At 61.7% G+C, this 24,496-nt stretch carries 19 protein-coding genes; 16 read left to right on the forward strand and 3 right to left on the reverse strand.

The features are described from left to right. Window positions 1–18: 18 nt before the first annotated feature. Window positions 19–1,680, reverse strand: a complete 1,662-nt coding sequence (locus WBP07_RS27800) for a DUF6119 family protein (protein WP_395335132.1) — start codon at window positions 1,678–1,680, stop codon at window positions 19–21. Between the two features lie 952 nt (window positions 1,681–2,632). Between WBP07_RS27800 and WBP07_RS27805 the strand changes: the two genes are divergently transcribed. The 4 genes from WBP07_RS27805 (at window position 2,633) to WBP07_RS27820 (ending at window position 6,555) form a co-directional block, all read left to right on the forward strand. Next, window positions 2,633–3,742, forward strand: coding sequence for an ArdC family protein (locus WBP07_RS27805; RefSeq protein ID WP_395335130.1), 1,110 nt, complete (start codon window positions 2,633–2,635; stop codon window positions 3,740–3,742). Next, the gene (locus tag WBP07_RS27810) at window positions 3,739–4,143 is read left to right on the forward strand and encodes a DUF2958 domain-containing protein (RefSeq protein WP_395335128.1); all 405 of its coding nucleotides are present in this window, start codon (window positions 3,739–3,741) and stop codon (window positions 4,141–4,143) included. The genes WBP07_RS27805 and WBP07_RS27810 overlap by 4 nt, the downstream gene beginning before the upstream one ends. A gap of 116 nt (window positions 4,144–4,259) precedes the next feature. After that, window positions 4,260–6,152 (forward strand): ParB/RepB/Spo0J family partition protein, encoded by a 1,893-nt coding sequence (locus tag WBP07_RS27815; RefSeq protein ID WP_395335125.1) that lies wholly within the window; start codon window positions 4,260–4,262, stop codon window positions 6,150–6,152. 193 nt (window positions 6,153–6,345) lie between these two features. Further along, on the forward strand, window positions 6,346–6,555 hold the full coding sequence (locus WBP07_RS27820) for a hypothetical protein (RefSeq protein ID WP_395335123.1): 210 nt from the start codon (window positions 6,346–6,348) through the stop codon (window positions 6,553–6,555). 356 nt (window positions 6,556–6,911) lie between these two features. On the opposite strand, the gene WBP07_RS27825 is transcribed toward WBP07_RS27820, so the two are convergent. After that, window positions 6,912–7,142: a hypothetical protein gene (locus WBP07_RS27825; RefSeq protein ID WP_395335121.1), complete on the reverse strand. Its 231-nt coding sequence runs from the start codon at window positions 7,140–7,142 to the stop codon at window positions 6,912–6,914. Window positions 7,143–7,610: 468 nt separating this feature from the next. On the opposite strand from WBP07_RS27825, the gene WBP07_RS27830 reads away from it, so the two are divergent. The 8 genes from WBP07_RS27830 to WBP07_RS27865 all read left to right on the forward strand — a co-directional run bounded on the left by WBP07_RS27830 (window position 7,611) and on the right by WBP07_RS27865 (window position 15,717). Further along, window positions 7,611–7,931, forward strand: coding sequence for a DUF736 domain-containing protein (locus WBP07_RS27830; RefSeq protein WP_395335118.1), 321 nt, complete (start codon window positions 7,611–7,613; stop codon window positions 7,929–7,931). Between the two features lie 361 nt (window positions 7,932–8,292). After that, complete coding sequence (locus WBP07_RS27835) at window positions 8,293–8,535, forward strand: helix-turn-helix domain-containing protein (protein ID WP_395398193.1); 243 nt, start codon at window positions 8,293–8,295, stop codon at window positions 8,533–8,535. Beyond that, window positions 8,528–9,100: a S26 family signal peptidase gene (locus tag WBP07_RS27840; protein ID WP_395335114.1), complete on the forward strand. Its 573-nt coding sequence runs from the start codon at window positions 8,528–8,530 to the stop codon at window positions 9,098–9,100. The genes WBP07_RS27835 and WBP07_RS27840 overlap by 8 nt, the downstream gene beginning before the upstream one ends. Window positions 9,101–9,201: 101 nt before the next feature. Next, complete coding sequence (locus tag WBP07_RS27845) at window positions 9,202–9,876, forward strand: lytic transglycosylase domain-containing protein (protein WP_395337581.1); 675 nt, start codon at window positions 9,202–9,204, stop codon at window positions 9,874–9,876. Between the two features lie 99 nt (window positions 9,877–9,975). Continuing rightward, entirely contained in the window at window positions 9,976–10,599 is a 624-nt protein-coding gene (locus WBP07_RS27850) for a hypothetical protein (protein ID WP_395335112.1), read from the forward strand. Between the two features lie 360 nt (window positions 10,600–10,959). Further along, complete coding sequence (gene rlxS, locus WBP07_RS27855; RefSeq protein ID WP_395398194.1) at window positions 10,960–12,966, forward strand: relaxase/mobilization nuclease RlxS; 2,007 nt, start codon at window positions 10,960–10,962, stop codon at window positions 12,964–12,966. Between the two features lie 186 nt (window positions 12,967–13,152). Continuing rightward, window positions 13,153–13,470 carry a hypothetical protein gene (locus WBP07_RS27860; RefSeq protein ID WP_395398195.1) on the forward strand — a complete coding sequence of 106 codons (318 nt, stop codon included), beginning with the start codon at window positions 13,153–13,155 and terminating at the stop codon, window positions 13,468–13,470. 297 nt (window positions 13,471–13,767) lie between these two features. Further along, window positions 13,768–15,717: an ATP-binding protein gene (locus tag WBP07_RS27865; RefSeq protein WP_395398196.1), complete on the forward strand. Its 1,950-nt coding sequence runs from the start codon at window positions 13,768–13,770 to the stop codon at window positions 15,715–15,717. 41 nt (window positions 15,718–15,758) lie between these two features. Here the strand turns inward: WBP07_RS27865 and WBP07_RS27870 are convergent, their stop codons facing one another. Next, window positions 15,759–16,676 carry a class I SAM-dependent methyltransferase gene (locus WBP07_RS27870; protein ID WP_395398197.1) on the reverse strand — a complete coding sequence of 306 codons (918 nt, stop codon included), beginning with the start codon at window positions 16,674–16,676 and terminating at the stop codon, window positions 15,759–15,761. Window positions 16,677–16,812: 136 nt separating this feature from the next. Between WBP07_RS27870 and WBP07_RS27875 the strand changes: the two genes are divergently transcribed. From WBP07_RS27875 to WBP07_RS27890, 4 genes are all read left to right on the forward strand, one after another. Beyond that, window positions 16,813–20,871, forward strand: a complete 4,059-nt coding sequence (locus WBP07_RS27875) for a hypothetical protein (protein ID WP_395398198.1) — start codon at window positions 16,813–16,815, stop codon at window positions 20,869–20,871. A gap of 619 nt (window positions 20,872–21,490) precedes the next feature. Next, window positions 21,491–22,342, forward strand: a complete 852-nt coding sequence (locus WBP07_RS27880) for an HAD family hydrolase (RefSeq protein WP_395398260.1) — start codon at window positions 21,491–21,493, stop codon at window positions 22,340–22,342. Then, entirely contained in the window at window positions 22,342–23,082 is a 741-nt protein-coding gene (locus WBP07_RS27885) for a hypothetical protein (protein ID WP_395398199.1), read from the forward strand. The genes WBP07_RS27880 and WBP07_RS27885 overlap by 1 nt, the downstream gene beginning before the upstream one ends. A 432-nt stretch (window positions 23,083–23,514) precedes the next feature. Beyond that, a complete protein-coding gene (locus WBP07_RS27890) occupies window positions 23,515–24,447 on the forward strand; it encodes a HEPN domain-containing protein (RefSeq protein WP_395398200.1) in 933 nt (310 codons plus the stop codon). The last annotated feature ends 49 nt before the right edge of the window (window positions 24,448–24,496 follow it).

Consider the following 24,496-nt stretch of genomic DNA (forward strand, 5'->3'; position numbering starts at 1 on the left):
AATGATCGAGCTGGTTGCTTACGTTTTCTCGATGAGGTGAACCTCGACGGTGAAGCCCATGAGTTCGAGCCTATTTGCCGCAGCCCTCAGGCTGACTTTGCTGAAGAAGGGCAGATCGACCTTTTTCGATCGCTTATACGGGTGGCGCATAATCCCGTAGACGATTCGATACTCGGCTGTCACCGGCTTCTTCTGTCGTCCGTCGGGAATTACGGCCTCGAAGCCGAACTTGCCCGTTGCCTTCTGTCTTTTCAGTGCCTTCGTGCGCATCTCGCCGCGGAACGTCGGGTCGCGGACGAACGATTCCGCCGAGACCACGCCTTGGCTCCACAAGTGGCTGATAAGATCCGACGCATGCCCATCCTTCAAGTGGATGAAGGCCTTGTCGCGTGACAGAAAATCGCAGGGTTCGAGATTGGCACGGCCCGCACCCGCGGGCGACACCTTTACTTGATCGAGCATCAGCAGATCGGGCTTCTTATCAAGTTCGGTGATCAGTTCGCGCTCATTGATCGCCGTCGTTTTAGCTACGATTGGCGTTGCGCTTACGAGCTTGCGGAAGTCGGCCTCGACGCCCTTGTAGAAATTGCTCTCTACACAGTACCAGTCTCCGGCAAACAGAACGTAGGTCGTGCCATTGTGCACGGTCTCGAAGACCATGCAGTCGTAAACTTTGCGCTTGTGCGATTTCTGCCCTTGCCCGTCGACGACGACCCGGATTTCATGATTTGCCTTGATGTCCTCGATGCTGGTGATTTCGCTTGGCCGGCCTCCAGCAAGTTCGGCAACATAGTCTTCGATCGTCATTTCGCTGTATCCGGTCTTCGTCCCGGAGCGAAAGCCCACGCCAAAGTATCCGATTTCGTGGGCACGTTCAGGATCGATGATCTCCGGGAGGGTGAAGTGCAGATCGGACGGTTGTCCGTCCAGCAGCCCCTCGATCTCGGCATAGACGAGATTGTCCAAGACCTCGACGACATCGGTTTCCCGCACGGGAGTGACGTAGTCGATGAAGGCATAGTCCTTCTTATAGTCTTGCGCCTCGAAGAGTTCGAGCGCCTTCTTGCACTTGTCGGCAATTGTAGCAGGGAGAACTCGCGAGTTGAGCGTAAGTGCATCGCGGCCCGCGAGGGAGCTGGCGAAGTCGCTGTCGGTGGGGACGCCGCCTGCCAGGCGGAAAAGATCGCGCTCAACATCGATACCGAATCCGCCGAGGTCGGATTTGCGGCTGGCCTGGAAGCGCTTCTGGAACGAGGTGGCGTCCAGCGTGGCGACGTCGATATTCTTGAGATTGGCCCGGGCAATCGAATTAAGCGCGACTTTAAGTCCAAAGTTGCGTTCAAAGGCATTGGCCTGAAGCGAAAGGTGGGCCGCCCCGAAGGCGAGGGCGAATGTACGTTTGGCTTCCTTGCCCACGGGAACCTCGAGGAACAGCACCGCCGAACAGCTCTGGTTCTGTAGCTGGAGTGGGTCTCCGTCGACGAATGCGTTGACGAAGCCCAGCCAGCCAGGCGCGGTGCCGACAGTCTGTTCATGGAACAGCCTGCCGTATTTTGCTGCCTGTTCCTTCAGTTTCTTGGGATTACGAATTACCTCGTCGACCGTCCAATCCTCGCGGAGGAGCCGGATTGAAATCGTAGGCGTAGATTCAGGTGGAGCTTTCGTTCGTTTCGCAGTCATCGCCTTGCCTCGCTTCGTCGCACGTTGCAGGGACAGGTAGAAAGCGAATTGTCGGATTTTAAGGCGTGGTTCTTATTGAACTTCACTGTGTTCTATTTTGGGTCACGGCTCCACAAGATTGTGAAAAAGTCGGGGTTCGTCAAATTTACGCCAATCGTTTGCAAGATTACTTCAGATGCTGTCTTTGGGGTTGATAATGGCGGGACTGCTGAAATAGTTCTTCTCGCATGCTTCACAGCTTTTGCTGCGTTCGCTCCAGCTTGTTCGGCGGGACGAACACAGATTACGGATATCAGATTGGGCGCCGGAAGAGTGTCCCGGCGTGTGACCTAAGCTTGCCGTTGCGCCGCAGAAACTGCTCGGGCGCCTCGCGCCCGCCGGCGCGACCGCGCTCCATGCCGCACCCGGGCGGGCTGAGCGCCCTTAAGCCCCGCGCGCAGGCACCGAGCCCCGTCCCGGGTCTCGGCCTGCCGGTCAGGATCGCTGGCGCGGATGAGGGCGAGCATGCTCGCCCTCATGTGGACGCTCACGTGCTTCGCCCGCGAGCGGCGCCATTTGTGAGCCTCTCCCGGGCAAAGCCGGGGGTGGGCTTGACGCCCGTCTAGGCCCGCCGCCGGCCCCTGCAAGCCGCTCGTTCCTCGCCGGCTCCTCCACTGCGTTACGGCCCTTGCCACCCCGATCCTGCGGATCGGGGCCCCGGCTGCGGGTGCAGGCGCCACCTGGACGCGGGCCTTGTCGGTCGTCCGGGCCGCCCACCCCCGTCTTTTCCGGGGAGGCCATGGTGGTTTTTGGGCAGGCTTGGAGGTGAGACATGCGCAGCAATCGCAAGGCCTCGCAATGTGCGAGGTCGCAAGTTCGGGTTCTCAGTGAAACCGGTTCAGGCCAAGGCAGTGCAACCGGTCGTCCCCGGCCAAAGCGGCTGGGGACATCGGAGCGCGGGCGGCCCGGCGATGTGGACAAGCCGGTTCATAACTGCCGGGACAAGCTTGGGGGTAACTCTGCTGTCAACCGTTCCCGTGATCGGGAGTCTGGGCAGGAAAGTGAGGCAAAATCCCGATCCTCGCTTTACGACGAGGTCACCGCGCGGATCGTGGCAGAACTGGAGGAGGGGCGTTTCCCTTGGGTGCAGCCGTGGTGCAGTGCAGCTTGCGGGGGCAATCCCGGCGGCGGCGGGGTGCCCTGCCTGCCGCGCAATGCGCTGACCTTGCGGACATACTCGGGCATCAACATTCTCCTGCTCTGGGCATCGGCGCTTGCCCACGGCTGGGAGCGCCCCGGCTGGCTGACCTTTCGGCAGGCGCTCGCGGCGGGCGGGAATGTGCGCAAGGGCGAGCAGGGGACGCAGGTCGTCTATGCCGATCGCTTTACGCCCGAAGCCGAAAAGGAACGCGCGCGGGCGAGTGGTGACGAGGCCAAGTCCGTTGCCTTCCTCAAGCGCTTCACCGTTTTCAATGTGGCGCAGTGCGATGGATTGCCGGATGATCTCATTCCCCCGACCGTCGCCTTGCCCGAACGCGAGATCGTTCCGGTGGGTGAGGCGGTCATCGCCGCAAGCGGGATCGATTTTCGTATAGGCGGCGACAAGGCGTTCTATTCGCCGGGGCGGGACTTCGTGCAGGTACCCCCGCAGCAGACCTTCCACGATCAGGTGAACTTCTATCGGACGGCGCTGCACGAATTGACGCACGGCGTCGGCCATAGTTCGCGGCTCAATCGGAACCTGACCGGCGCATTCGGTTCGAAAGACTACGCACGCGAGGAATTGATTGCGGAATTGGGTTCGGCGTTCCTTTGCGCGGCGCTCGGGATCGTGCCGACGGTGCGCCACGCCGACTATTTGGGGGCGTGGCTTGAAGTCCTGCGCGAAGACAATCGCGCAATCTTCCGGGCCGCCAGCATGGCGAGCAAGGCAGCGGACTGGCTGCTCGCGCGCCATGCCGCCGCCGAAGCCGAAGTGGCGGCCGATCTCGCTGAGGAAATCGGGGCTGCGCGAACCGGTGCGCCAGCATGCGCGCGCCGCACCGATGTCGTGCCTGCAGATGAGGGGAGGGCCGGGGCATGACGATCATTTCCCAATCGACCCGCGCGATGCTGAGCGCCAACTTCGAGCATAGCATCAAGAATCCCAAGTTCGATCCGCTGCCGCTGGTCCGCCTGTTCAATCCGATGGGCCGCGCGGTCTGGCTTGCGACCGAACTCTATGCCGACGACGACACGCTCTACGGGCTTGCCGATCTCGGCTTCGGAACTCCGGAACTCGGCATCTTCTCGCTTCGCGAGATCGAGGCCATCCGCCTTCCGCTCGGCATCCGGATCGCTCGCGACCTCGGATTTGCCACCCGGCATCGTTTGTCGATCTGGGCCGAGGCGGCGCGCCTCGCAGGGTCCATACCCGACGCCGCCGACCTCCTGAGCCGCCTTACCCGCGAGGATCCCGGCGCAATCAGACTTCTGCCCCGCTGAGGGGCCGATGACGCAGGCGGTCGGTGCAATCCCGCTCGGGCGCCTCAACCTAAGCCGGTCCACCTTATCCCATCACGAACTCGGTGGACCGGCACTCACAATCAGGAGTGCTTTCCATGAAACTCGAATTCATTGCCTTGGGCAACCTTGCCGTCAGCAAATCCAATATGCGTTACGCCCGTAAGGCCCCCGACGTGTCCGACATTCTTCCGACCGTCCGGGCGCGCGGCGTAATCCAGCCGATTCTCGTCCGGCCGAACTGCCAGCCAGGGCACTACGAGATCGTTGCGGGCGCGCGCCGCTTCCATGCCGCGCGGATCGTTGCCGACGATACCCGAGCAAATGCCGAGAATGGGGAGGGGGCGCGACCGGACGATGGCGCCGACGAGGCCGAGGCGATGATGCTTCCCTGCGCCATTCTCGATGAGGGCGACGACGCCGATGCGATCGAGGCATCGCTGATCGAGAACATCGCCCGGCTCGATCCCGACGAAATGACGCAGTGGGAATGCTTCACCCGCCTGATCCGCGAAGGCCGCAAGGTCGAGGAAATCGCGATTACGTTCGGGTTGCCGGACCTTGCAGTCAGGCGCGTACTGGCGCTCGGTAATCTGCTGCCGCGCATCCGCGATCTCTATCGCCGCGAGGAAATCGACGTTGCGACCGTCCGGCAATTGACCCTCGCCTCCAAAAGCCAGCAGCGTGATTGGCTCGCGCTGCGCGACGACCCCAATTCCTATGCTCCCTGCGGATATCAGCTAAAGGCATGGCTGTTCGGCGGTCAATCGATCGCCGTAAGCCACGCGCTGTTCCCGGTCGAAGACAGTGGCCTTTCCACGGTATCGGACCTATTCGGCAGCGAGGCCTATTTTGCCTGCGGCAAGACATTCTGGCCGCTCCAGAATGCCGCCATCGAGGCGCGGTCTCGGCAATATCTGGAGCAGGGCTGGGTTGATGCAGTCGTGATCGGACCCGAGGCCAACTTCCACTCGTGGGAATACGAGAAGACCCCCAAGCGCAAGGGCGGCCGCGTCTATCTCGATGTGCGCGCGAACGGTGAAGTCGTGATCCATGAAGGCTACCTCTCGCGCAAGGAAGCGGCCAAACTGGCCCGCAGCGAGGCCGCGGGAGCAGGGCAGAAACCCGTGCGACCGGAAGCAACGGCCATTACCGGCACCTATGTGGACTTGCACCGCCATGCCGCCGTGCGCGCGGCGCTTATCGGGCATTCCGGCCTCGCGCTGCGCATGATGGTCGCCCATGCGATTGCCGGGTCTCCGCTCTGGCGCATTGTGCCCGAGCCACAGAGCGTCAGGAACGATGCCGTCAAGGAAAGCGTCGAGAATTGCCTCGCCGAGGCTGTGTTCGACGAGCGGCGGCGCGCGGTTCTGGCGCTGCTGAACCTGCCCGACGACGAACCCACGGTGATCGGTGGAACCGGCTATGGTATGCGTGGTTCCGGGAGGGAATTGTGCAGGCTGTTCGCCCGCCTCGTCGAACTTCCCGATGGCGTTGTCATGGAAGTTTTGACCATCGTCATGGGAGAGGCGCTGGCCGCTGGCAGTCCGGCGGTGGAGACGCTCGGTGTCGAGATGGGAGTTTCCATGGCCGATTGGTGGGAAGCGGACGCCGCTTTTCTCGAGACGTTGCGCGACCGCGAGGTGCTTCTGGCAATGGTTCGTGAAATCGCCGGTGATGTCGTGGCCGAGGCCAATGCCGGGCAAAAGGGCAAGACGCTCAAGGGGATCGTCCGCGATCATCTGGCCGGAAACGGCGGTCGGGAAAAGCGCGAGGGCTGGGTGCCGCGCTGGATGACCTTCCCGCCTTCCGCCTATACGGCGCGGGGCGGTGTGGGCACCGTTGAGGCGCATGTGCGCGCCATGCGCGCGCCGGAGCCCGACGAGGACTACGGTGAAGGGGAAGGGGCCGAAGCGGAATCGCCGGACGACGATTTCGTTGCCGAGGAAGGCTGCGAAGTCGGGACTGGCGACGACCGGGAAGCTGCGTGAAATAATCGGGCGGAGGCGGATTTACCGCCTCCGCCCGATCCCCTTGCGAGGGTTCGAAATTTTTGCGGCGGGGCCGCGCCCTGAAAGGCGCGGCCCCGCCGCCTATACCAAATGTTCATTGCCCGGAGCCATTCGCGGCGGCACGGTTTATCCAAATCCGGGCGCCGGACCGGCGATCATAAAGGGCAGGACCATGACCGAACTTCACGTTATCGAAAAGCTGGTCACCCGCCTTTCGCCCGAGCCGGTCTGCGACGATTGTATCGCGCAGACGCTGGGGCTTCCTCCATCCGAGAACGCGGAGCAGGCAGTCCGCGAACTTGTCGGTTCGAACGGCTTCGAGAGGATAAAGGATATATGCAGCCTGTGCGGTGAGATGCGCCCGGTTACCCGGCTGAAGTAACCTTGCACCTGCCTGTTTCACGGATGGGCGGCAGGCAAGGCCAAGGTCTCCGCTCAGCGCCACACGGGGCCGGCATTTGCAAATATTCGTGCTACAATGGGCGGACGATCCGGTAGAGCGCAGACCGTCCCGGAAAACTCTGCCGTCTTCGGGGACGGAGACTGCCGAACCGGCATCGCCGAACCTCAAGAATGATCGATTTCATAGCGGGAGATCGCCTTTCGATCAGCGTCGCGGCCCGCCCTAACGATCCGACCCGGCGCACCTCAACTGTACTTGCTGGAACCGGCTTCCGCGCTCTCCGATAGTTTCGCAGCGCGCGCGGTACGTGGCTCGCGAAAGCGCCATTGCCCCGCCTAATGGCGTTTCGGAGAGTCCCTGCCGTCGACCGCCGCCTGCACGGAAACCGCCCAGGCCCTCAGATAATGCGCGCGGGTCTTGTACTCTTCGCCGGCCTTGAGATGCACCATGGCGGCCCGGCCCAGCGACTGCGAAATCTCGGTGGCGGTACACACACCCTTGTCCTCAAGTAGCCCCGCAATCGCGGCGATCGCACTCCCGAACGCGAACACGGCATCTTCGTCCATGGCGTCTCTCCCGGCACCGACTGGCGCCGGTCCAGTCTGCCTTGTCCCGCAACACAAAGCCAGCGTCGGGAGCGAAGCCGGATGGGCGTCGCCGGCCTCGGGTTCGGCGTGTAAGCTCCCGAAATCGGGCGTTCATCTGCATCGTCCGCGATCTGCCTGAACCTGCCGTCACTCAGGGTGGACCGCCGAGCGGGAAGTCATCTCGCAGGCGCATCGTGCCCGACCAAATCCGGGTCCCGGGGCATCGACCTGGGACAGGCGCGACATTCCCGAAACCATCGCGGATCCGAACTATTTCCCCGCCCGCCAAGGCGGGCTCCTCGCGGCCGCTGCGCTTCAAATAGGTCGGCCCGCTCCGGTCCTCTGCTGCGCGTCGGCCTGACGGTTCGGAAAGATCGCTGAGCCCGTCCCTCCAGGTCTGCCCATCGCCCGGAAATGGTTCGGGCGGACTTTGGCAGGAGATGAAAAATGCCCGCAATCGGATATGTCACCCGCGACGGCCGCAGCTTCAAGGGCCAGCTTCGCACCCTCTCGATCCGCGCGGATATCGAGATCATGCCCAACACGCGAAAGACCAGCGACGCCCAGCCGGACTATCGGGTTTCCTCAGGCGGCGTCGAGGTGGGAGCCGGCTGGCTGCGGCGCAGCGAAAGCTCGGGGAACGACTACGTTTCGCTCAGCCTCGCCGCTCCGGAATTCGGACCCCGGCGGCTTTACGCCAACCTCGGGCGCGCGGCCGGTCAGGACGACGAAGACGCGTTCGCGATCATCTGGAATCCCGCCGACTGAGTGCCCGTTCCGCCCTCGCATCCGGCCCCGCATCCTGATGGATGCGGGGCCCCATCGGCGCTTCGTACCGAGGCGGTCGGTTACGTTTCGGGCACCATTTGGGAAGGCTTTCAAAGCATGACGGCGGGTTGGATCGGCGCGGGTGCGCTGACGCAGTTCGCCTGGTGATTGCAGGCACCGGCCAGGGGGGGGCGAAATCGCACAGGTCGATTTTCGCCCCTGCCGCATCGTGTCCATGGCCGTCATCACTCCTCCAGGCGGCTCATCCGGGACGCCCGAAGGGAGCGAAATCATGATGGATAGTCGCGATCGCAAGGCGTGCGCCGCGGGCCATGGAAGACCTCAAAATCTGCGGCCAAGAATGTCGTCCACGAGGACGAAATCCAACGTCGAGATACGCGCCCGCGAAGCCCGGGAGACCTGTCCGTTTCTGACCACCAAGGAGGCTGCCTTCTTCCTCGGCCTGGCCGTCGTCACGCTGGCGGCAATGCGGCGGAAGGGCACCGGGCCCAAGTGCCGCAGACATGGACGGGACTGGCGCTATCACATCGACGACCTCGAGGCATGGTCGCTCTCCGACACAGTGGGAGGCGCGCATGACTGACGCCCGCAATCTGCCGCTCTTCGCCTGGGGCGAGGCACTTCGCAGCGCCCGCGCGCGCCGCCGTCTGCTTCGTCGGCGAGCGGCTCTGATCGGCGCCGGGATCGCAGCGCTCACCGCCACGCTGGCCTTTCCACCGGTCCCCCGCCTGATGTGGAACCACAGCGCCAGCGCGCCGATTGGTCTCTACCTCGTGACGCCCGGCGCTCCGCTTGTTCGCGGCGATATGGTCGTCGCCTGGCCGCCCGAGTCGGCGCGCACGCTGGCAGCGCATCGCCATTATCTGCCTGCCGGCGTGCCGCTCGTGAAGCGCGTGGCTGGTGCGGCCGGGGACACCGTTTGCGCCCATGGCGACATGGTGACGGCGAACGGGCAAGCCATTGCGCGCCGGCTTGGCTCCGATCCTTCGGGCCGTCCGTTGCCGCGCTGGGAAGGGTGCATTCGGCTGCGGCAGGGAGCCTACTTTCTGTTGATGACGCTGCGGCCGGACAGCTTCGATGGCCGCTACTTCGGCGCCACCCGAGAGCGCGATATCCTCGGCAAGGCGCGTCCGCTGTGGCTGCCCTGATGCGTGCGTACAGGGCTTATGCAAGGCCCACATCGTCGGCTTTACGGCCCAAACGATGGGTTCGGTTGCCTACAGCGATGCTGGTGCTCCCGGCGCTATTGATGGGCCCGGTATTCTCTTCATCCACGCAGGCGAAAGAAGCCGACGCCGTCTCCCATTGGCGCGCGGAGATCGGGGATGCATCCGCCCGCTTCGGGATCCCCGCGATCTGGATCGAGCGGGTGATGCGCGCTGAAAGCCGGGGGCATACAACGCTGGACGGCAGGCCTATCATCTCGCGCGCCGGTGCAATGGGGCTCATGCAGCTGATGCCGGATACCTGGGCCGAGCTGCGGCGGCGGCTCGGTCTCGGGAGCGATCCGCACGCGCCGCGAGACAACATCCTGGCGGGGACGGCCTATCTCCGGGACATGTACGATCGCTTCGGATATCCGGGCCTCTTCGCCGCCTATAATGCGGGGCCAGCGCGCTATGCAGCATCGCTTGCGAACGGACGTCCACTTCCGGCCGAGACGCAGGCCTATCTGGCCTCGGTCACTGGCGGCGACAACGGATTTTTGCGCCGGGATAGCACCGAGGGTGCGCAAACGATCCTCGCGCCATCCTCGCCTTCAGGCCCCATCCGGCAGTCGATCTTCATCGTGAGGTCCTCGGCAAATGCCGGGACCTCACCTGACGTAGCATCGGACCGCCACGCGCCATCCCAGTCTGGCGGGGCGGCCGAGATCGACCCGCTTTTCGCTGTCCGCATTCTCGGGGCCGGACCGGCCCGCTGACAAACGCGCTCGCAGCATCGCCGCGGGAGAGAAGCGGCACCTGACTGCGGGTGTCGAGCGAGGACGAGAGGTAGACAGCCCTCCTCGGATCTGCCGAGCGTGACGGCCTCTGCGGCGGCTGTAAAGGCCGGCGGCACCTCCAATTTTGCCGCAGAAATAGAGCGCGCTACGCGCGCGAGTTTGTTTGTTTTCCTGGGGCAAAATCGGCTCCTCCGCCGCCGCTTCGCGGCGCACCGACAAGCCGGCGCGGCCCTGACAGCCACCGCGCCGACCGTCGGGCGACAAGGGTCCTCGAAGGTCGGGGACGCTCTAGCGAAGGAGGCTGTTATGGTTGCTCAGGTAAGCATCGGCGTTGCGGCGCAGCGGGTCATGGAAAAGCTGGTGGCAGGGCTCGAGATCGAGTTTGGACATGGAGCGGGCGCGGCGCTGGCAGCACGGTTCATGGAGGCAGAGGAGAGCGATTTCGTGTGGGACGCACGGGTGTGCGAGCGTTGGCTTGGCACGTTGATGTGCGATGGTGATTGCGGATCGGTTTGCGATTGCAAGGGACCGGATGGCGAGTGGTTCGAACTCGACAGGGTTGCGATCGTGGGGTGCCTGGATGGGGCTTGGTACGCGGCGGTTAGCATCGTCGACGGCGATGGCCGGGCGCACGGATTGATGGCGCGGCGGGCATGCGCGAGCGAAGGCGAAGCACGCGAAGCCTATGCCGCATTGCGATGAGAGGGAGGTCGGTTTCCAGCCGGGATGTGGGTGCACTTCGTTGCCTCGCACCCCGGCTTTTTTGTGCTCACCAGGCAAGCGGGGCTGGGCGTCGGTGCGGGTGAGGCGGAGGGAGCAGGGGAGGGCGGGATATGCGGCTGAGAGGTTAGGGGCGCGTAAGGCAAGATAAAGGCATGGCACCCCTGTGCCATAACCTGTTGTCTGCACATCGTTTTTGGCGGTTTTTAATGGCACTGGCCGTGATTCGGCAGTGCCATGAGGCCGTTCGCACCCGTGTTTCTGCGGCCTTGGATGGCACCGGTTTTCAGAAATCCGCTGTGGCCGCATGATTGCCGGGATTTTCCTGTCGCGAGCATTGCCATGATCGATGATGACGACTTCATGCCTCGTCTGGGCCGCCAGAAGGCGAAGGGAAGCAGGGGTGTAAAGCGCTATCTCGGGCAGGTGCTCGCGGCTGCAAATCTGGCGCGCGGCGGCGCGCGGGGGCCGTCCGGAAAATCGGGATTTTCCGGGAGCAAAATCGGGCGCGGCGCAGGCGTGGGACGCATGCTCGCCAGCAGGGGCGGAATGGCGGGTAGTCACCGTCGCCGTGTGGTGGTAAAAGCGAGCATCGTCAGGCTGAGCGGCAAGGGCGTTGCGGCGGCCGCCGCGCACCTTCGTTACCTGCAGCGCGACGGGACTACCCGAGAGGGAGAGCGTGGCTCACTCTACGGGCGTGATCTCGATACCGTGGATGGCAAGGCTTTCCTCGAAAAGGGGACCGGCGATCGTCACCAGTTCCGTTTCATTGTCTCGCCCGAAGATGGCGATCGATACGAAGACCTGAAGCCGCTGACGCGGCGGCTTATGGCGCAGATGGAAAAGGATCTCGGCACCGAGCTCGAGTGGGCGGCGGTCGATCACTACAACACGGCCCATCCACACACGCATATCGTCGTGCGGGGGAAGGATGTTGAGGGCAAGGAACTGGTGATAGCCCGCGACTATCTCACCAGTGGGATACGCGAGCGTGCGGCCGACCTCGTTGAACTCGATTTGGGGCTCCGGTCGGACCGGGAAATCGTCGATGGTCTTCGCGCGGAAATAGGCCAGGAGCGGCTGACCTCGATTGACCGGTTGCTGATCGGCGAGGCAGGGCAGGATCACGAGGTTGCTGCCAGGTCGCACGATCCGCTCCAGCAATCTGTGAGGGCCGGGCGTCTCGCCCATCTTTCGCGGATGGGTCTGGCCGAACATCTGGACGGCGATCGTTACCGCCTCGCCGCCGATCTCGACGATACGCTGCGCAGCATGGGCGAACGGGGTGATGTAATCCGTACGATGCAGCGCGAATTCACGAGGCTGAAGGTCGAGCGGGCAATGGCGGATCAGGTGATCTATGACCCGTCAGTAGAGAATGCTCGGCCCCTCATGGGGCGGGTGCTTTCACGCGGGCTCGCCGACGAATTCGAGGACCGCCATTACCTGATTGTCGACGGGGCGGACGGACGCAGCCACTATGTCGCGATCGGCAAGGCCGGGCAGAGCGCTCTTGGCGCAGGGGTAGACGAGGCCAGTTCGCTCGCGGGTTCCATAGTCAGAATAGAGCCGCTGCGCCCTAGCGTGCGCGAGGTCGACCGGACGATCGTGGCTGTCGCGGCGGCAAATGGTGGCCATTACCAAATCGACCTTCACTTGCGGCACGATCCCAACGCTACCCAGACTTACGCCGAGACCCATGTCCGCCGCCTCGAAGCGATGCGGCGTGAGAGCGGACTTGTAGTTCGTGAGCCCTCCGGGCGCTGGACGATTTCTGCCGATCACCTGGAGCGGGTTACCACGTGGCAACAGGGGCGGATCAGGGACCAACCAGTGGCCGTTGAATTGCTGACCCGCGAGCCGCTGGGTAAGCTGGCACAGATGGACGCTGCAACCTGGATCGATCGAGACCTGACTTCGGGCGCGCCGGAACCGGCGCGCAAGGCGGGATTCGGACAGGAACTGTGCGACGCCCGTAACCGAAGGCGACAATGGCTTCTGGCCCGGGGACTTGCGGATGAAGTCCAGGGCAGGACCGTGTTCGCAGACGGCATGATGGACGCGTTGCGTCGCCGCGAGTTGCTACGGGTTGCAGCCGGCCTCGAAGACGAGTTCGGTCGGCCCTATCGCGAAGCCCGGCAAGGCGAGCCTATCGAAGGCGTCTATCGTCGAGCTGTCGATCTGGTCAGTGGCAAGCATGCGCTGATCGAGCGCAGCCGGGATTTCACGCTGGTTCCCTGGCGCCCGGCGCTTGAAAAACAGGTCGGGAAGTCCGTCTCCGGCTTGATGCGGACGGGCGGCATCAACTGGACTATTGGGAGAGGGCGGGGCGGCCCGGGTTTCTCTTGAAAATTGGGGCTAGTGGCGAGCAATAGAATTGCCGAGCGTTGTACCTATTAAATTTTAGTTTTTTTGCTGAATGAGTGTGTAGAAAAATCATCAAGAGATTTGACGTCATCAATAAAATGCGATTAAATCCAAGTGCGACGAATAGAACGGCGCGGTTGGCGAGCGCGCCGACAAAAAGGCTTGCTGATGAAGAAGAGTTTTGCATTTTTAATCGGTGGAATTTTGATGCTCACCGGTTGTGGTCAAAATGGCAGTGATTTTCTTGGAACCTGGGAAAGCACCAGGCAGGCCAAGAGCACCATGACCATCGAACGGAACGGGGATGCTTACATCGTCCGCAGGGAGATCCCTACTTACGTTGGCGCTCCCAAGAAGGACTCCTATCCGGCAACGGTTGAAAACGGAATGCTCCATATGAATGTCGGTATCGGGACGATCGATTTCGCAATCGACAAATCGTCGGGCCATCTCGTTGGTGGTGGGTTGGATTACCTGAGAAAGTAGCGAGCCTCGTCCGACGCTAAATTGGGCCGACCGTTGCATAAGGGTGTCGGCTACCGACGCTTTGTTGTCGTTCCTGAGCTGGATTTCGATCCCCAAGTCCAGACTGGCAGCTATTCCGGCGGCTGCCGACCAGATACGACGTTTGATGGCGCTCTATTGAACGCCCATTTCTGACGGAAACTGCCGCTTGTTTTTTCCGGCGGTCAATCAGCCTCGCTACGCGCCTGACAACTCTTTGGTTTGGGTGCCTGTGGACGGTGCTTGGTGCCATTGCTACGGTATCTCTGGGGGGAACGAATGTCCGAAGACGCCAGCTTGTTTTTCGATAACCGATTCTTGGAACGTCATGCCGGTTCGATCATCCAAGATCCCGCCATCGCGATCGTCGAACTCGTCGCTAATGCATGGGACGCTTGGGCCACACGCGTTGATATCGTTTGGCCCGAAGCTGGCAGCGACAGCTATTTTGAGATTGAAGACAACGGCAAGGGTATGTCGGAGGCTCAATTCCGCTTGCGATGGCGGACGCTCGACTATGACCGGGTTCGCACGCAGGGGAAGCAATCGCTGCCACCACCCGAGCTGGGCGGACTCCAACCGCGCGAACCATATGGTCGCAACGGCAAGGGCCGTCATGCCGCCTTCCGGTTCGGCGAGGCGTACAAGGTGCGCACTTGGCGCGACGGCATAGAGGTAACCTTCGAGGTCCGACGCAGTGCTACCCAGCCATTTCTAATCGAGCGCATCGCTATGCGGGAGGAAGTGCCGGGCCACGGCACGGCTATCTCGTCGATCAACCCGTTGCCCATGGGGATGAACGCAGAGGCTGCGCGCGAAGTCATCGGAACACGCTTTCTCGCAGATCCCAATTTCGCTGTCACAATCAATGGAACGCGGATTACCTTTGATGATGTGCCCGAGCATCAGCTCAGTACGATCGACATCGACGTTCCCGGCTATGGCGTGGCTCATCTGGTCATCATCGACACTCAAAAGGCCGACCGGACGACGCGTCAGCACGGTATCGCCTGGCGTGTAAACAATCGACTTGTTGGCAAGCCTGGCTGGACCGGGTTCGATCAGGAGCGACTGCTCGATGGGCGGAGTAGCGAAGCAAAACGCTTCATTTTCATAGCCCGGGCCGACTTCCTTGGAGACGATGTGCTACCCGACTGGTCGGGCTTCTGGCCAAACAATGCTGGCTGGCGAACAACGCAAGCAGCGGTTCATGGCAAAATTCGCGAATATCTGAACGAGGTCAATGCCGACCGGCGGCGCGACGCCAAGGAAACTATCCGTGAAAATCTCGGCGCGACTGTCTCAAAGCTCCCGCCGGTCAGCCGAGATCGGTGGATCGAGTTCGTTGACCAAGTGGTCGATACCTGCCCGGGCATGAACCTTGAAACAGTTGAACAGGTCGCCGGCGTGCTCGCAAACCTGGAACTCTCAACCTCCAAATACGCATTGATCACCAAGCTCCATGACATGAAGCCGGGCGACCTAGACGAGCTCTATGCAATCCTCGCCGACTGGACCGTGCGCACTGCCAAGCTGGCACTCGATGAAATACAGACTCGCCTGAAGCTCATCGCTGAACTCGATGCAAAGCTCCACGACGAAACAATGGATGAGGTCGCCGACTTGCAGCCGCTGTTCGAGCGGAGCTTGTGGGTGTTCGGGCCTGAGTTCGAAAGCCTCGAGTTCACCAGCAATCGCGGCATGACCACGGTGATCAACAAGATCTTCGGCAAGAAACAGAAAGGTTCGCTGCAGCGCCCCGACTTTGTCATGCTGCCTGACGGCAGCGTCGGCTTCTATAGCCGCGATTCTCACGATCTCGGCGGCGAGGTCGACGGCGTCGCGCGCTTGGTCATCACAGAGATCAAAAAGCCCGGTGTAATCATAGGCGGTAAGGAGAAAAATCAGCCTTGGCGCTATGTGGAGGAGCTGCTCGATAAGGGTATCCTGACCGACGCAGCCACCGTCACCTGTTATGTTCTTGGATCGCAAATTAAGAGCACTGAGGCTGGCATCGACACAAAATACGATGGACGCGTCACGATCATCCCGATGACCTATGCGACCTTCGTCAAACGCGCCGAGAAACGGATGCTAGGCTTACGTGAGAAACTAAAAGATGCCCCGTTCCTCCATACCCAAGGCCTCGATCCCGATGCCTATCTTACGCCCCAATATCCGCGCCAAATCGGCCTGTCGTTGGACGATCCCGTGTCGGCGATACGCTAGGCGCGTCGGACACCGTCAGTGCGTGGTTAGGCTAGGGTTTTTCAGCCTTCGCGCCTGATCAGAACAGATATTGCGTAGTTCGGCATTGCACTCACCCCTCTGTCCCGGGAGCGGACGGCGATGCCGTTGGCCGGCTCGGTATAAGGGATGGACCCCACCGACTCTACGCGGAACGGTCCGCCCTTCAGCCAATCGGTATAGTCCAGGCCCATGTTATGGACGACTTGGTCGATATCGATCGCACCGGCGCGTGCCACGATGTGAAGGACGCCGCCTGGTCGCAGGCGCTCGCCGGCAATGGCGAGTGCCCTGTCCTCGACCAGCGTGCGATGGTCCGCGTCGCTCTTGATCTCGAAGTGCCGTGCAATCTCTGTTGCGCTCCGTGCCTTGTGGACGCCACTGAACCACAGGGTCACGGCATCTAGCGCTCCCACCGCGTCGAATACCCTCTCAAGCTCGGGATCCTGAACGATGACGTCCGACTGGACCAACGTAACGCCATCCGATCCCATCTGTACGGCACCGTGATACGTGGACACGTAGCGACCGCTTGGCAGGACTTCGTCGCACGCTCGCCAGATGTTCGAGCGCGGCACGTCGACCGCTAGCAAGCTCGTGGCGGCCTCGAGGCAGTCGGGATTTTCGTCCACGCCGATGAAGTGCGAGGCATCGGGAAAGGCTCTGCGAAGGGCGGCGAGGCCATGCCCCCTGCCACAGCCGATATCAAGCACGGCACGCACGCCACCTGCCAGTGCCAGATGTTCAGTGAGCATCTCGTAGAGCCCCTGCGCCTGATAGGCAGATGCATTGCCAGCCCATTCCTCGGCATAAATCGCGCGCGCGATCGCGAGCATTTCACCTTCGGGCGCATCGACGATGCGCTGGTGACAGTCGCGATACCGCTTGCCGTTCCCGCATGCGCAGGGGTCGTCGAGACCAAGCTGTTGGAGTGGCTTCATGGCACAAGGATAAATTCGGGCGCCATCCACGGCAATCTTGGATTTTCTGTCGCAGGGAAATAACCCAGGCGGCTGTTGACACCGACGCCTGCTCAAACGACTTCGCTCGTCTACACTCTCGCCTGAGTTGCCATTGATGACCGCATCTGTTCCTGCTCCCCTCAAAGGTTCCGCCGAGCGTCAGGCCGTCGACTCGCTGCGCGGTTATTCCTACCAGATATTGCGCAGCATTGAGGCGTGGATTGACCTTCCAGACGGCGCGATCCTTGTGCTGGAAGGCGCCGAGGATCTCGATCGCATCGAGGAAACCGGCGCTGCCACGGTCGAACAGGTGAAAGACACCTCGGGCTCCGGCAACGTCACCTTGCGGTCCGAGAGCGTCCTCGAGGCCATTGGCAATTTCTGGGATCATCTTGGACGAAATACTGGCGTCTCGATCCAGTTCAGGTTTCTCACCACATCGGGAATAGGCCGCGAAAAGAAGCAACCTTTCGGGTTCGACATTCCAGGGCTCGAAGCGTGGCAGCGCATCCGGATAGCTCCAGACGACACCATGTCGGTCGAGATGGCGGCGGGCATACAGGCCTTTCTCAAGGACAATGATACGCTCAGTGAGCCGTTCAGGCTGTGGCTTGGCAGCGCGTCAACAGAAGACTTCATAGCCCGCATCGTCCTGCCAATGGAGTGGGTCGCCGGCTGGCCCACATCGACCGACCTCTATGACACGATCGTCGCCAAGCTCGTGGAACTGGGCGAGAAACGCGGTGTCGGTTCCGCCGATGCGGTCAAGGCACTAGATGCCTTGCACACTGAAGCCTGGCGCATCGCGACCACCAAGGGCAACCGCGTGTTGAGGCGCGGTGATCTACTCAGGATATTCGACCAGGCGGGCACGACCGCTATTCCGAACAGTCAACTGCTGGCGCTTCTTGGCATCGTCACCGGTGTTCAAACCGACACCACTGCCATAGCGGTCGCTCCTGCGCCTTTCTCTCCACCACCGAGAGCGATCGCCGGAAGGCATGCGCGTCCGGCGTTAGAGGAGGCGATCCGTGAAGGGCTCGCGGTGGGAACCGTCCTCATCCATGGCGGAACCGGCATGGGCAAGACCGCCCTGGCGCTCGCGGTAGTCTCAAGCCCTGACCGGTGTTCGTGGTTGGACCTGCGGGATACCCCGCCAGCTACCGCGGCCTCGCGCATCGATGCCTTGGCCGTCCGGATCACCGAGACAGCCAGCGTGTATGACGTCGTACTGGACGACCTACCCGCCGGAGGTGACGCTCGCGCCCTTGAAGGCGCGCTCGGCCGACTGCGCAGCGTTCAGGACCGCTTCGCCGGCACGCTGCTGGTTACCTACTCCGACCGATTGCCGACCCGCCTTGCGACCCAGATCGCGCTTGACCCGGCTCGCACGTTCGCAGCGCCCGCCTTCGAGGTCGAGGATATTGACGGCTACCTTGCCGCCCGTGGCTGTCCAGCTCCTTACACCGAGATCTGGGCCAAGCTCATCTACGCTTCCACGAGCGGTCACCCCCAGCTCGTCGACGCCCGCGTCTCTGCCCTTACCGATGAAGGCTTTCCAGAGCCCGACCTCTCAGAGCTGCTGGTGGTGCCGGCGGGCATCCTCGATGTCAGATCCGAGGCGCGTCGTCTGGTGGCCGCGCGGCCGGAAGAGGACCGCGAGCTCCTTGCCCGAACCAGCCTGCTTCTCGGCCGGGCGTCGCGCGACAGGCTGATGGCGGTTGCGCAGATTGGGCCACCCATCCTTGAACCTGGCGATGTCATCGACCGGCTTGTCGGGCCTTGGCTCGAGCGCGTAGAGAGCGACAACCTTCGCGCCTCGCCGTTGCTGCGCAATCTCGGCATCGACACGCGGGGACAGGAGTGGGCCGCCGGCATGCACCGGGGAATCGCGCACTCCTTTCTGAGGGGCGGCACGTTGCTCGCCACTGACATTTTCGAGATCGCGACACATGCGGTGCTGGGCGGCAGTGCCGCCCCGCTGATCCCGATTTTGCCCGGCCTCCTGCAGGCGTCGCCCGAGGTGTGGGAGCAGGTTGCCCAGACCTCCTCGATGCTGACCTACGTGGGGCTCGACGGGACCACATTGCCTTTCCGCGACCCTCTCGACACGGCGGCGTTCCGCACTCTGCAAGTCCGGATCGCCATCGAGCTGGGCGACCACGACCGCGCCTCCGACATCGTGGCGCAAGCCCTCAAGGAATTTGACGCCGCAGGCGAGGCCGCCGTCCTGGGCCCGGGTCTGTTCGAGGTAGTGTTTCTTTGGCAGGTCCTGCAGCGGCCGGGGAACATTTCGCTTGAAGAGCGCCTGCGTCTTTCGATCCGCTTTGTGAAGGCAGGCGCCCGAACGGCAGAGGTCCTCCGCAAGGCTGTTCTTCCAGCGGGGGTTGATTCACAAGACAGGCATTTCCCCGACCTGTCGGCCTTCGTTCCAATGACGCTGGTTCCAGCAGTCTCCGACGTTGAAGACTTCGCTAGGCTGCTGGACCTGGTGGAAGGGCTGGACGAGGAAGACCGCGCCACCGCACTCGGCAGCTATGCCGCCGACGGCGAGGCGGCTGCGCTCGCACTTGATCGGATATGGCTGGGCGAAGCGTCACGTCCCGACCCACGTTGGTCAGATCTCGAACGCGAACTGAAGCGCGCGATAGTGCTCGCCGGCGAACTGACGATCCCGCAGCTCGGTGTAGCCGCCGCGCCGCTGCTGATACGCGTGATCGACGAAAACCTGAAGCAACCGGACGCAGCTCTTGCGCTGGCCGATGCGATGATCACCGATGGTGCTCGACCCGCGCGCGTGCTGACAGCCAAGGCGAAAGTATTGTGGCGGAGGGGGCAGGCTGCAGAGGCGATATCCCTCTATGAGGAAGCGCTTCCGGTCTTTCCGCTGGGCCTCTCGTGGAAGACTGACGCGCTGCGCGAAGCGGCCATTGCGGCCGGCAAGATCAACGATTGGCCGCTTGCCACCCGCCGCCTGACTGAGGCTGTCGCTAACCTTGCAGAAGACGAGCCACTCGTGCGGCACGTCGGATTTCGGTTCGAACTCGCGATCGCGTTGCAGCTGTCGTCTAGGACGAGGGAAGCCGTCAACCGATTGGGCGAGGCAATTGGTCTTCTCGTGGACGACGGCCAAGAGGCACCGCCCGAGCCGTTGCTTTCAGTCCGGCAGGTCGGGTCCCAGGCGATCAAATCCATCGGTTTCTCGCTCGGATTGAAGGGTCTGCTCGGGGATCCCCAGATGCCGCTCGAGACCCTTTTTGGCTCGACGAGCAGTCTTGAAGAATTGCAGTGGGGCGATCAGCGACCGGCCCCGCTCGGCGTAGTGGTTCTCATCATGGCCGAACTCGATGTCCAGCTTCCCGAATATCCGCTGATCGCCGAGCGCTTGGCACGGAGCCTTCGCGCTTCACCTGATCTCCTCACACAAAGCACTCAGGGCGATCTTCTGACGAGGCTCGCCGCCCGTACGCTTGATATCGCGGACGGCGCCGACGACGCGATCCGCGAGGTTCGCGCTCTTGCCTTTGCCGTTGCCGAGAGGGAAGCCGGTCGCGACACGGCTGGCCAGATTCTCTCGGCAGCCCCGATCGCGCTGGAACCGCGCTGGCAGGAGCTCGTCAAATCCCGCCTTCTCGCGCGTGTCGTTGCCATGATTGCGGCAGGAAGGGCGAGCGCCATTCCGGTCGAAATATGGCGCGCAGCCGTCAGTCAGGCGGAAATGAGCGACGTTCTCGCAATGGTCGACGACCTTGGCCGGCTGATCGACGGATCCGAAGACGCGTCACGCCGGATCATGGGCGGCAACGCGAGTTGGAATGACCACCTGCTCGCCGCGCTGATGGCACCCGTTCAATGCCCGATAAACCCGGATCAGCAGCTGATCTGCCATGCCGTTGCCGCGCGCCACCTCCACCAGGGAAAGCTGACAGAGTTTACCGCGCAGCCATTCTCGGCCATGGTAACAGACGCTTGGCTGGATCGATGTGACAACCCGGCCCAGCTTGTGACGCCCCGTTTGACCGTTCCGGCGATACGACGCGCGGCCACCAGCACGGCCGCAGGCTGGCAGCGCGTTCTGGCGGTACTGGAAGAAGCCAGACACGCCGTGTCCGCATCCACATTATCGTCTCTGAAGGAGACCATGAACGAACTCCGAAAAGCCATTGTCGGGTAACCAGTGCCGCTCACGTGCAAAGTCTGACCCTTATATACGCCGGACTGACACGCCTAAAAAGGAACGAGCTTGGCAGTTGGTTGACCGTTGTCTGTTGCGCGCCAGAATTAGCGGAATTCTGCGCATCGTTTCCCGATTATCAGACTGGAAGTGACCCAGTTGACGTTAATTAGATGCGCCGTGGTGGTTTCATAAAGGAGTTATCCGAGCGCCATCCAAGAATCCCAATGAGCTTGTTCTCGACAGTCGACATCCTCGTGAGTCGCATTTTGGCAAGAGCTGCCGTTCAACAAGTCGCATACAAACGGCAGTAATGTCCCAGTCCCGGCGGTCCGTCCGAGCAAAACCGACCCGTTGTCGCCGTTTGGCCACCAATTTCCGCTCCCCAGGAGCGGAAGGACCGCATTTCCAACCAGCGATGATGTGCGCGGGTCTCTGCGCGACACGCGATGAAAGAGGCATCTGGCGTTATCTGTTGAAGACGAGAGCTGGGCAACGGCATATCGGCGTCGCGACTTCCATTTTGTTTGTCGCACGCGCCGCTCTCGCCTAAGGACCGGGGCGGCAGCACAAGCACGGATGACCCGTCTTCCCTGCCGACCAGGAAAGACCGAAGTTGGTGCAAAAGCGCGTTCTCATTACCGATGTCGACAACACGTTGCTTGATTGGCAGGATCTTTGGTATCAAACCTTTTCGGCGATGACGGACACGGTGCTCGAAATCTCCGGCGTCGATCAAGACACGCTTTATGCCGAAGCCAGCGTGATCCATCAGAAGTACGGCACCAGCGAATATTCGCACCTGCTCGAAGAGCTGCCGTCGCTCCGTGCGCTATATGGCGACGATATCCTGACCGTGATGGCGCCAGCGATCGATGCCTTTCGGGAGGCGCGCAGGCGTGTGCTGGCCCTCTATCCGACCGTCGCCGACACGCTTGCTGCATTGAAGGCGAAGGGCGTACGGATCGCCGCCTTCACCGAGTCCAAGGCGTTCTACACCAACTATCGCTTCCGTAAGCTCGGACTCGATGGCTTGGTTGATGTGCTATATTCGCCCGAGGATCACAGCGTTCCGGATGAGACGGTGTCGACGCGACACTATGATGCAGAAAGCTACGCCTTCAAGCACACCGTCCATCACTACACGCCCGAGGGCGAGGTGAAGCCCAATCCCGATATCTTGCTCGATATCGTCAGGGATCTCGGCGTCTCGATCGACGAGGTCGTCTATGTCGGCGACAATCCGCTGAAAGACGTCTTCATGGCCCAGCAGGCCGGCATCACCGACGTCCACGCGGCTTATGGATCGAGCCAACACAAACCCGAATATGAGCTGCTACGCAAAGTCACGCACTGGACGCCCGAGATGGTCGAGCGCGAGCGCGCCGCGCTCAAGCCCGGTAGCGTCGTGCCGAGCCACGTGTTGACCGAGAATTTCGCCCAGGTCCTGCCCCTGTTCGAGATGTCGTGATGGCTGACCTCGATCCCGCACCCACATCACCGCCCACGCTAGCGGTGCCGCCTACACCGCCCGCAGCGCCATCGCTCGGGCCGGGACAGATCGAAATCTGGAAAAAGATCGTCGACGTGCAGCAGCACTTCAACGACCTAGAACTGCGCATCCGCAATTTCGCACTGATCGTCACCGGCGCATTCCTCGGCCTGGGCGGCTACGCGATCAAGGATGCCGGCGTCGTCAAGCTGTTCGGGCTGGAAGTGTCGATTGCCGGGCTGGTTGTGGTGTCGGCGATTTTCCCGCTCGCTGCCTTCTACTTCATGGACCGGCTCTGGTATCACCGCCTCCTCAATGGCTCGGTCTATGCCGGCATCGAAGCGGAAACGGCACTTAAGGATCTCGGTTACAAGGTCGATCTCGGCTCCAAAATCAAGGAGCATAGCCCGTTCAAACTTTGGCTCACCGAAAAGACGATGGTTCGGTCAGCGATCAAGATGGACCTCTTTTACGCCATCCTGGCAGTGTCGCTGTTTCTGGTCGCTGGCTTTCTCGGGTTTGGGATCCGGCCGCAGACCGTCGTGGACAAAACGCCATCGCGCATGGTAGTGCCACCGGCAGGTCAACCGCCGGCCGATGCTGCTTCACCGGCGCTCCCTGCCAACAACCCAGCCTACCGTTGCGGGCGGACTGTCCAAGGTGGTCGAACCAATCATCACAAATTCCCAGACCGGCAAATGAAATCGCTCACTCCATAATTGTTTCCTAATCAGCTAGTTGCAAAGGCTGGGCATGGGCTAAACGTCCCTCCTGGCAGAGGCGGTCGTTCGGCATGGCGCATGCATATGGCGGCTTCGGTCCAAGGCGCCCCCCATTGAGATGAGGTGGCGCAGCGGAGGAGCGAACGTCGGCTCACTGTGGACGGTCGCCGATAAGTCGACAGACCGGAAGGTGCCAGAGGCGAGCTGTCGGACTTGCAACGGCGGGACCTCCACTGTCGTCGGGCTGATCGGGTTTAGGCACGGAGCAGTCGTGGCATGGCTTCGACCTCCGCGCATACTTGGGGGAAGGCTGAATTCGGCGGCGCACTGGTTTTGGAGCTGTGCGCGACCGGCAATCACAGGAACACCCAGTAGATCGCATTCCGCAGGGGCTTGCCAACCGATCTCATTCGGACGAGAATCCAATAGATGCGTAAGGATATTGATCATCTCCCGGCAGTTCAGCGGGCGGAGCTCGAACGGGCAAAACAGATCCTGATGGCCGAATTCGAGGTTGCGATTTCGCGGGCAACACAGCCTTGGAAGAAGAATGGCCGGATCCTTAAGATCATTCTTTTCGGGAGCTATGCCCGAAGTGACTGGGTAGATCGGCCGCTCAATGGCTACCAGTCCGACTTCGACTTGCTGATCATTGTGAGCCACCCCAAGCTCACAGATATCGCCGAATATTGGCACGTTGCGGACGACAAGATCGCTAGAGATCCGGCGATCGAGCGCCAGGTCAATTTCATTGTCCACACGATGGATGACGTAAATCAGAGCCTCAACCGCGGCGAGTATTTCTGGGTGGACATCGCTCGGGATGGCATCGCTCTGTACGAACTTCCTGGCAATACGTTTGTCTCACCAAAGCCCCTTACGCCTACAGATGCGTACGAAATGGCCGCTGCCTACTTTGAAAGTTGGAGCAAGAAGGTCGGTAGTGGCCTCAAGCTAGCGGCATACGCCCTTGCGGAAGGGGAGCTGAATGACGCTGCCTTTTTGCTTCACCAGGCGACAGAACGGGCCTACATTTGCTATCTTCTTGTTCGCACCCACTATTTTCCGCGGTCGCATAACATCAAGTTCTTGCGATCATTTGCAGAGGGAAAAGACTCTCGCCTCATCGAGGCCTGGCCACGTGAAGCAAGAATAGATCGACGGCGCTTTGAACTGCTCAAGCGAGCTTACGTCGAGGCCAGGTACTCCACGAGCTACGAGATCAGCATCGAAGATCTTGAAGCGATTACGGAGCGTGTTCACGCTCTTCGGGAACTTACCGACATCGTTTGCCAAGAACGACTCGCGCAGCTGCGCGAAAAGGCACGTCACGATATAGGCGGTAATTCACGCGGAGCGTGATCCGCAATATCCTGCAATATCCAATAAACGCCTATTAGCGCCGTTTAAT

The organism is Novosphingobium oxfordense (assembly GCF_044029435.1).
In the GTDB taxonomy this organism is placed as follows: domain Bacteria; phylum Pseudomonadota; class Alphaproteobacteria; order Sphingomonadales; family Sphingomonadaceae; genus Novosphingobium.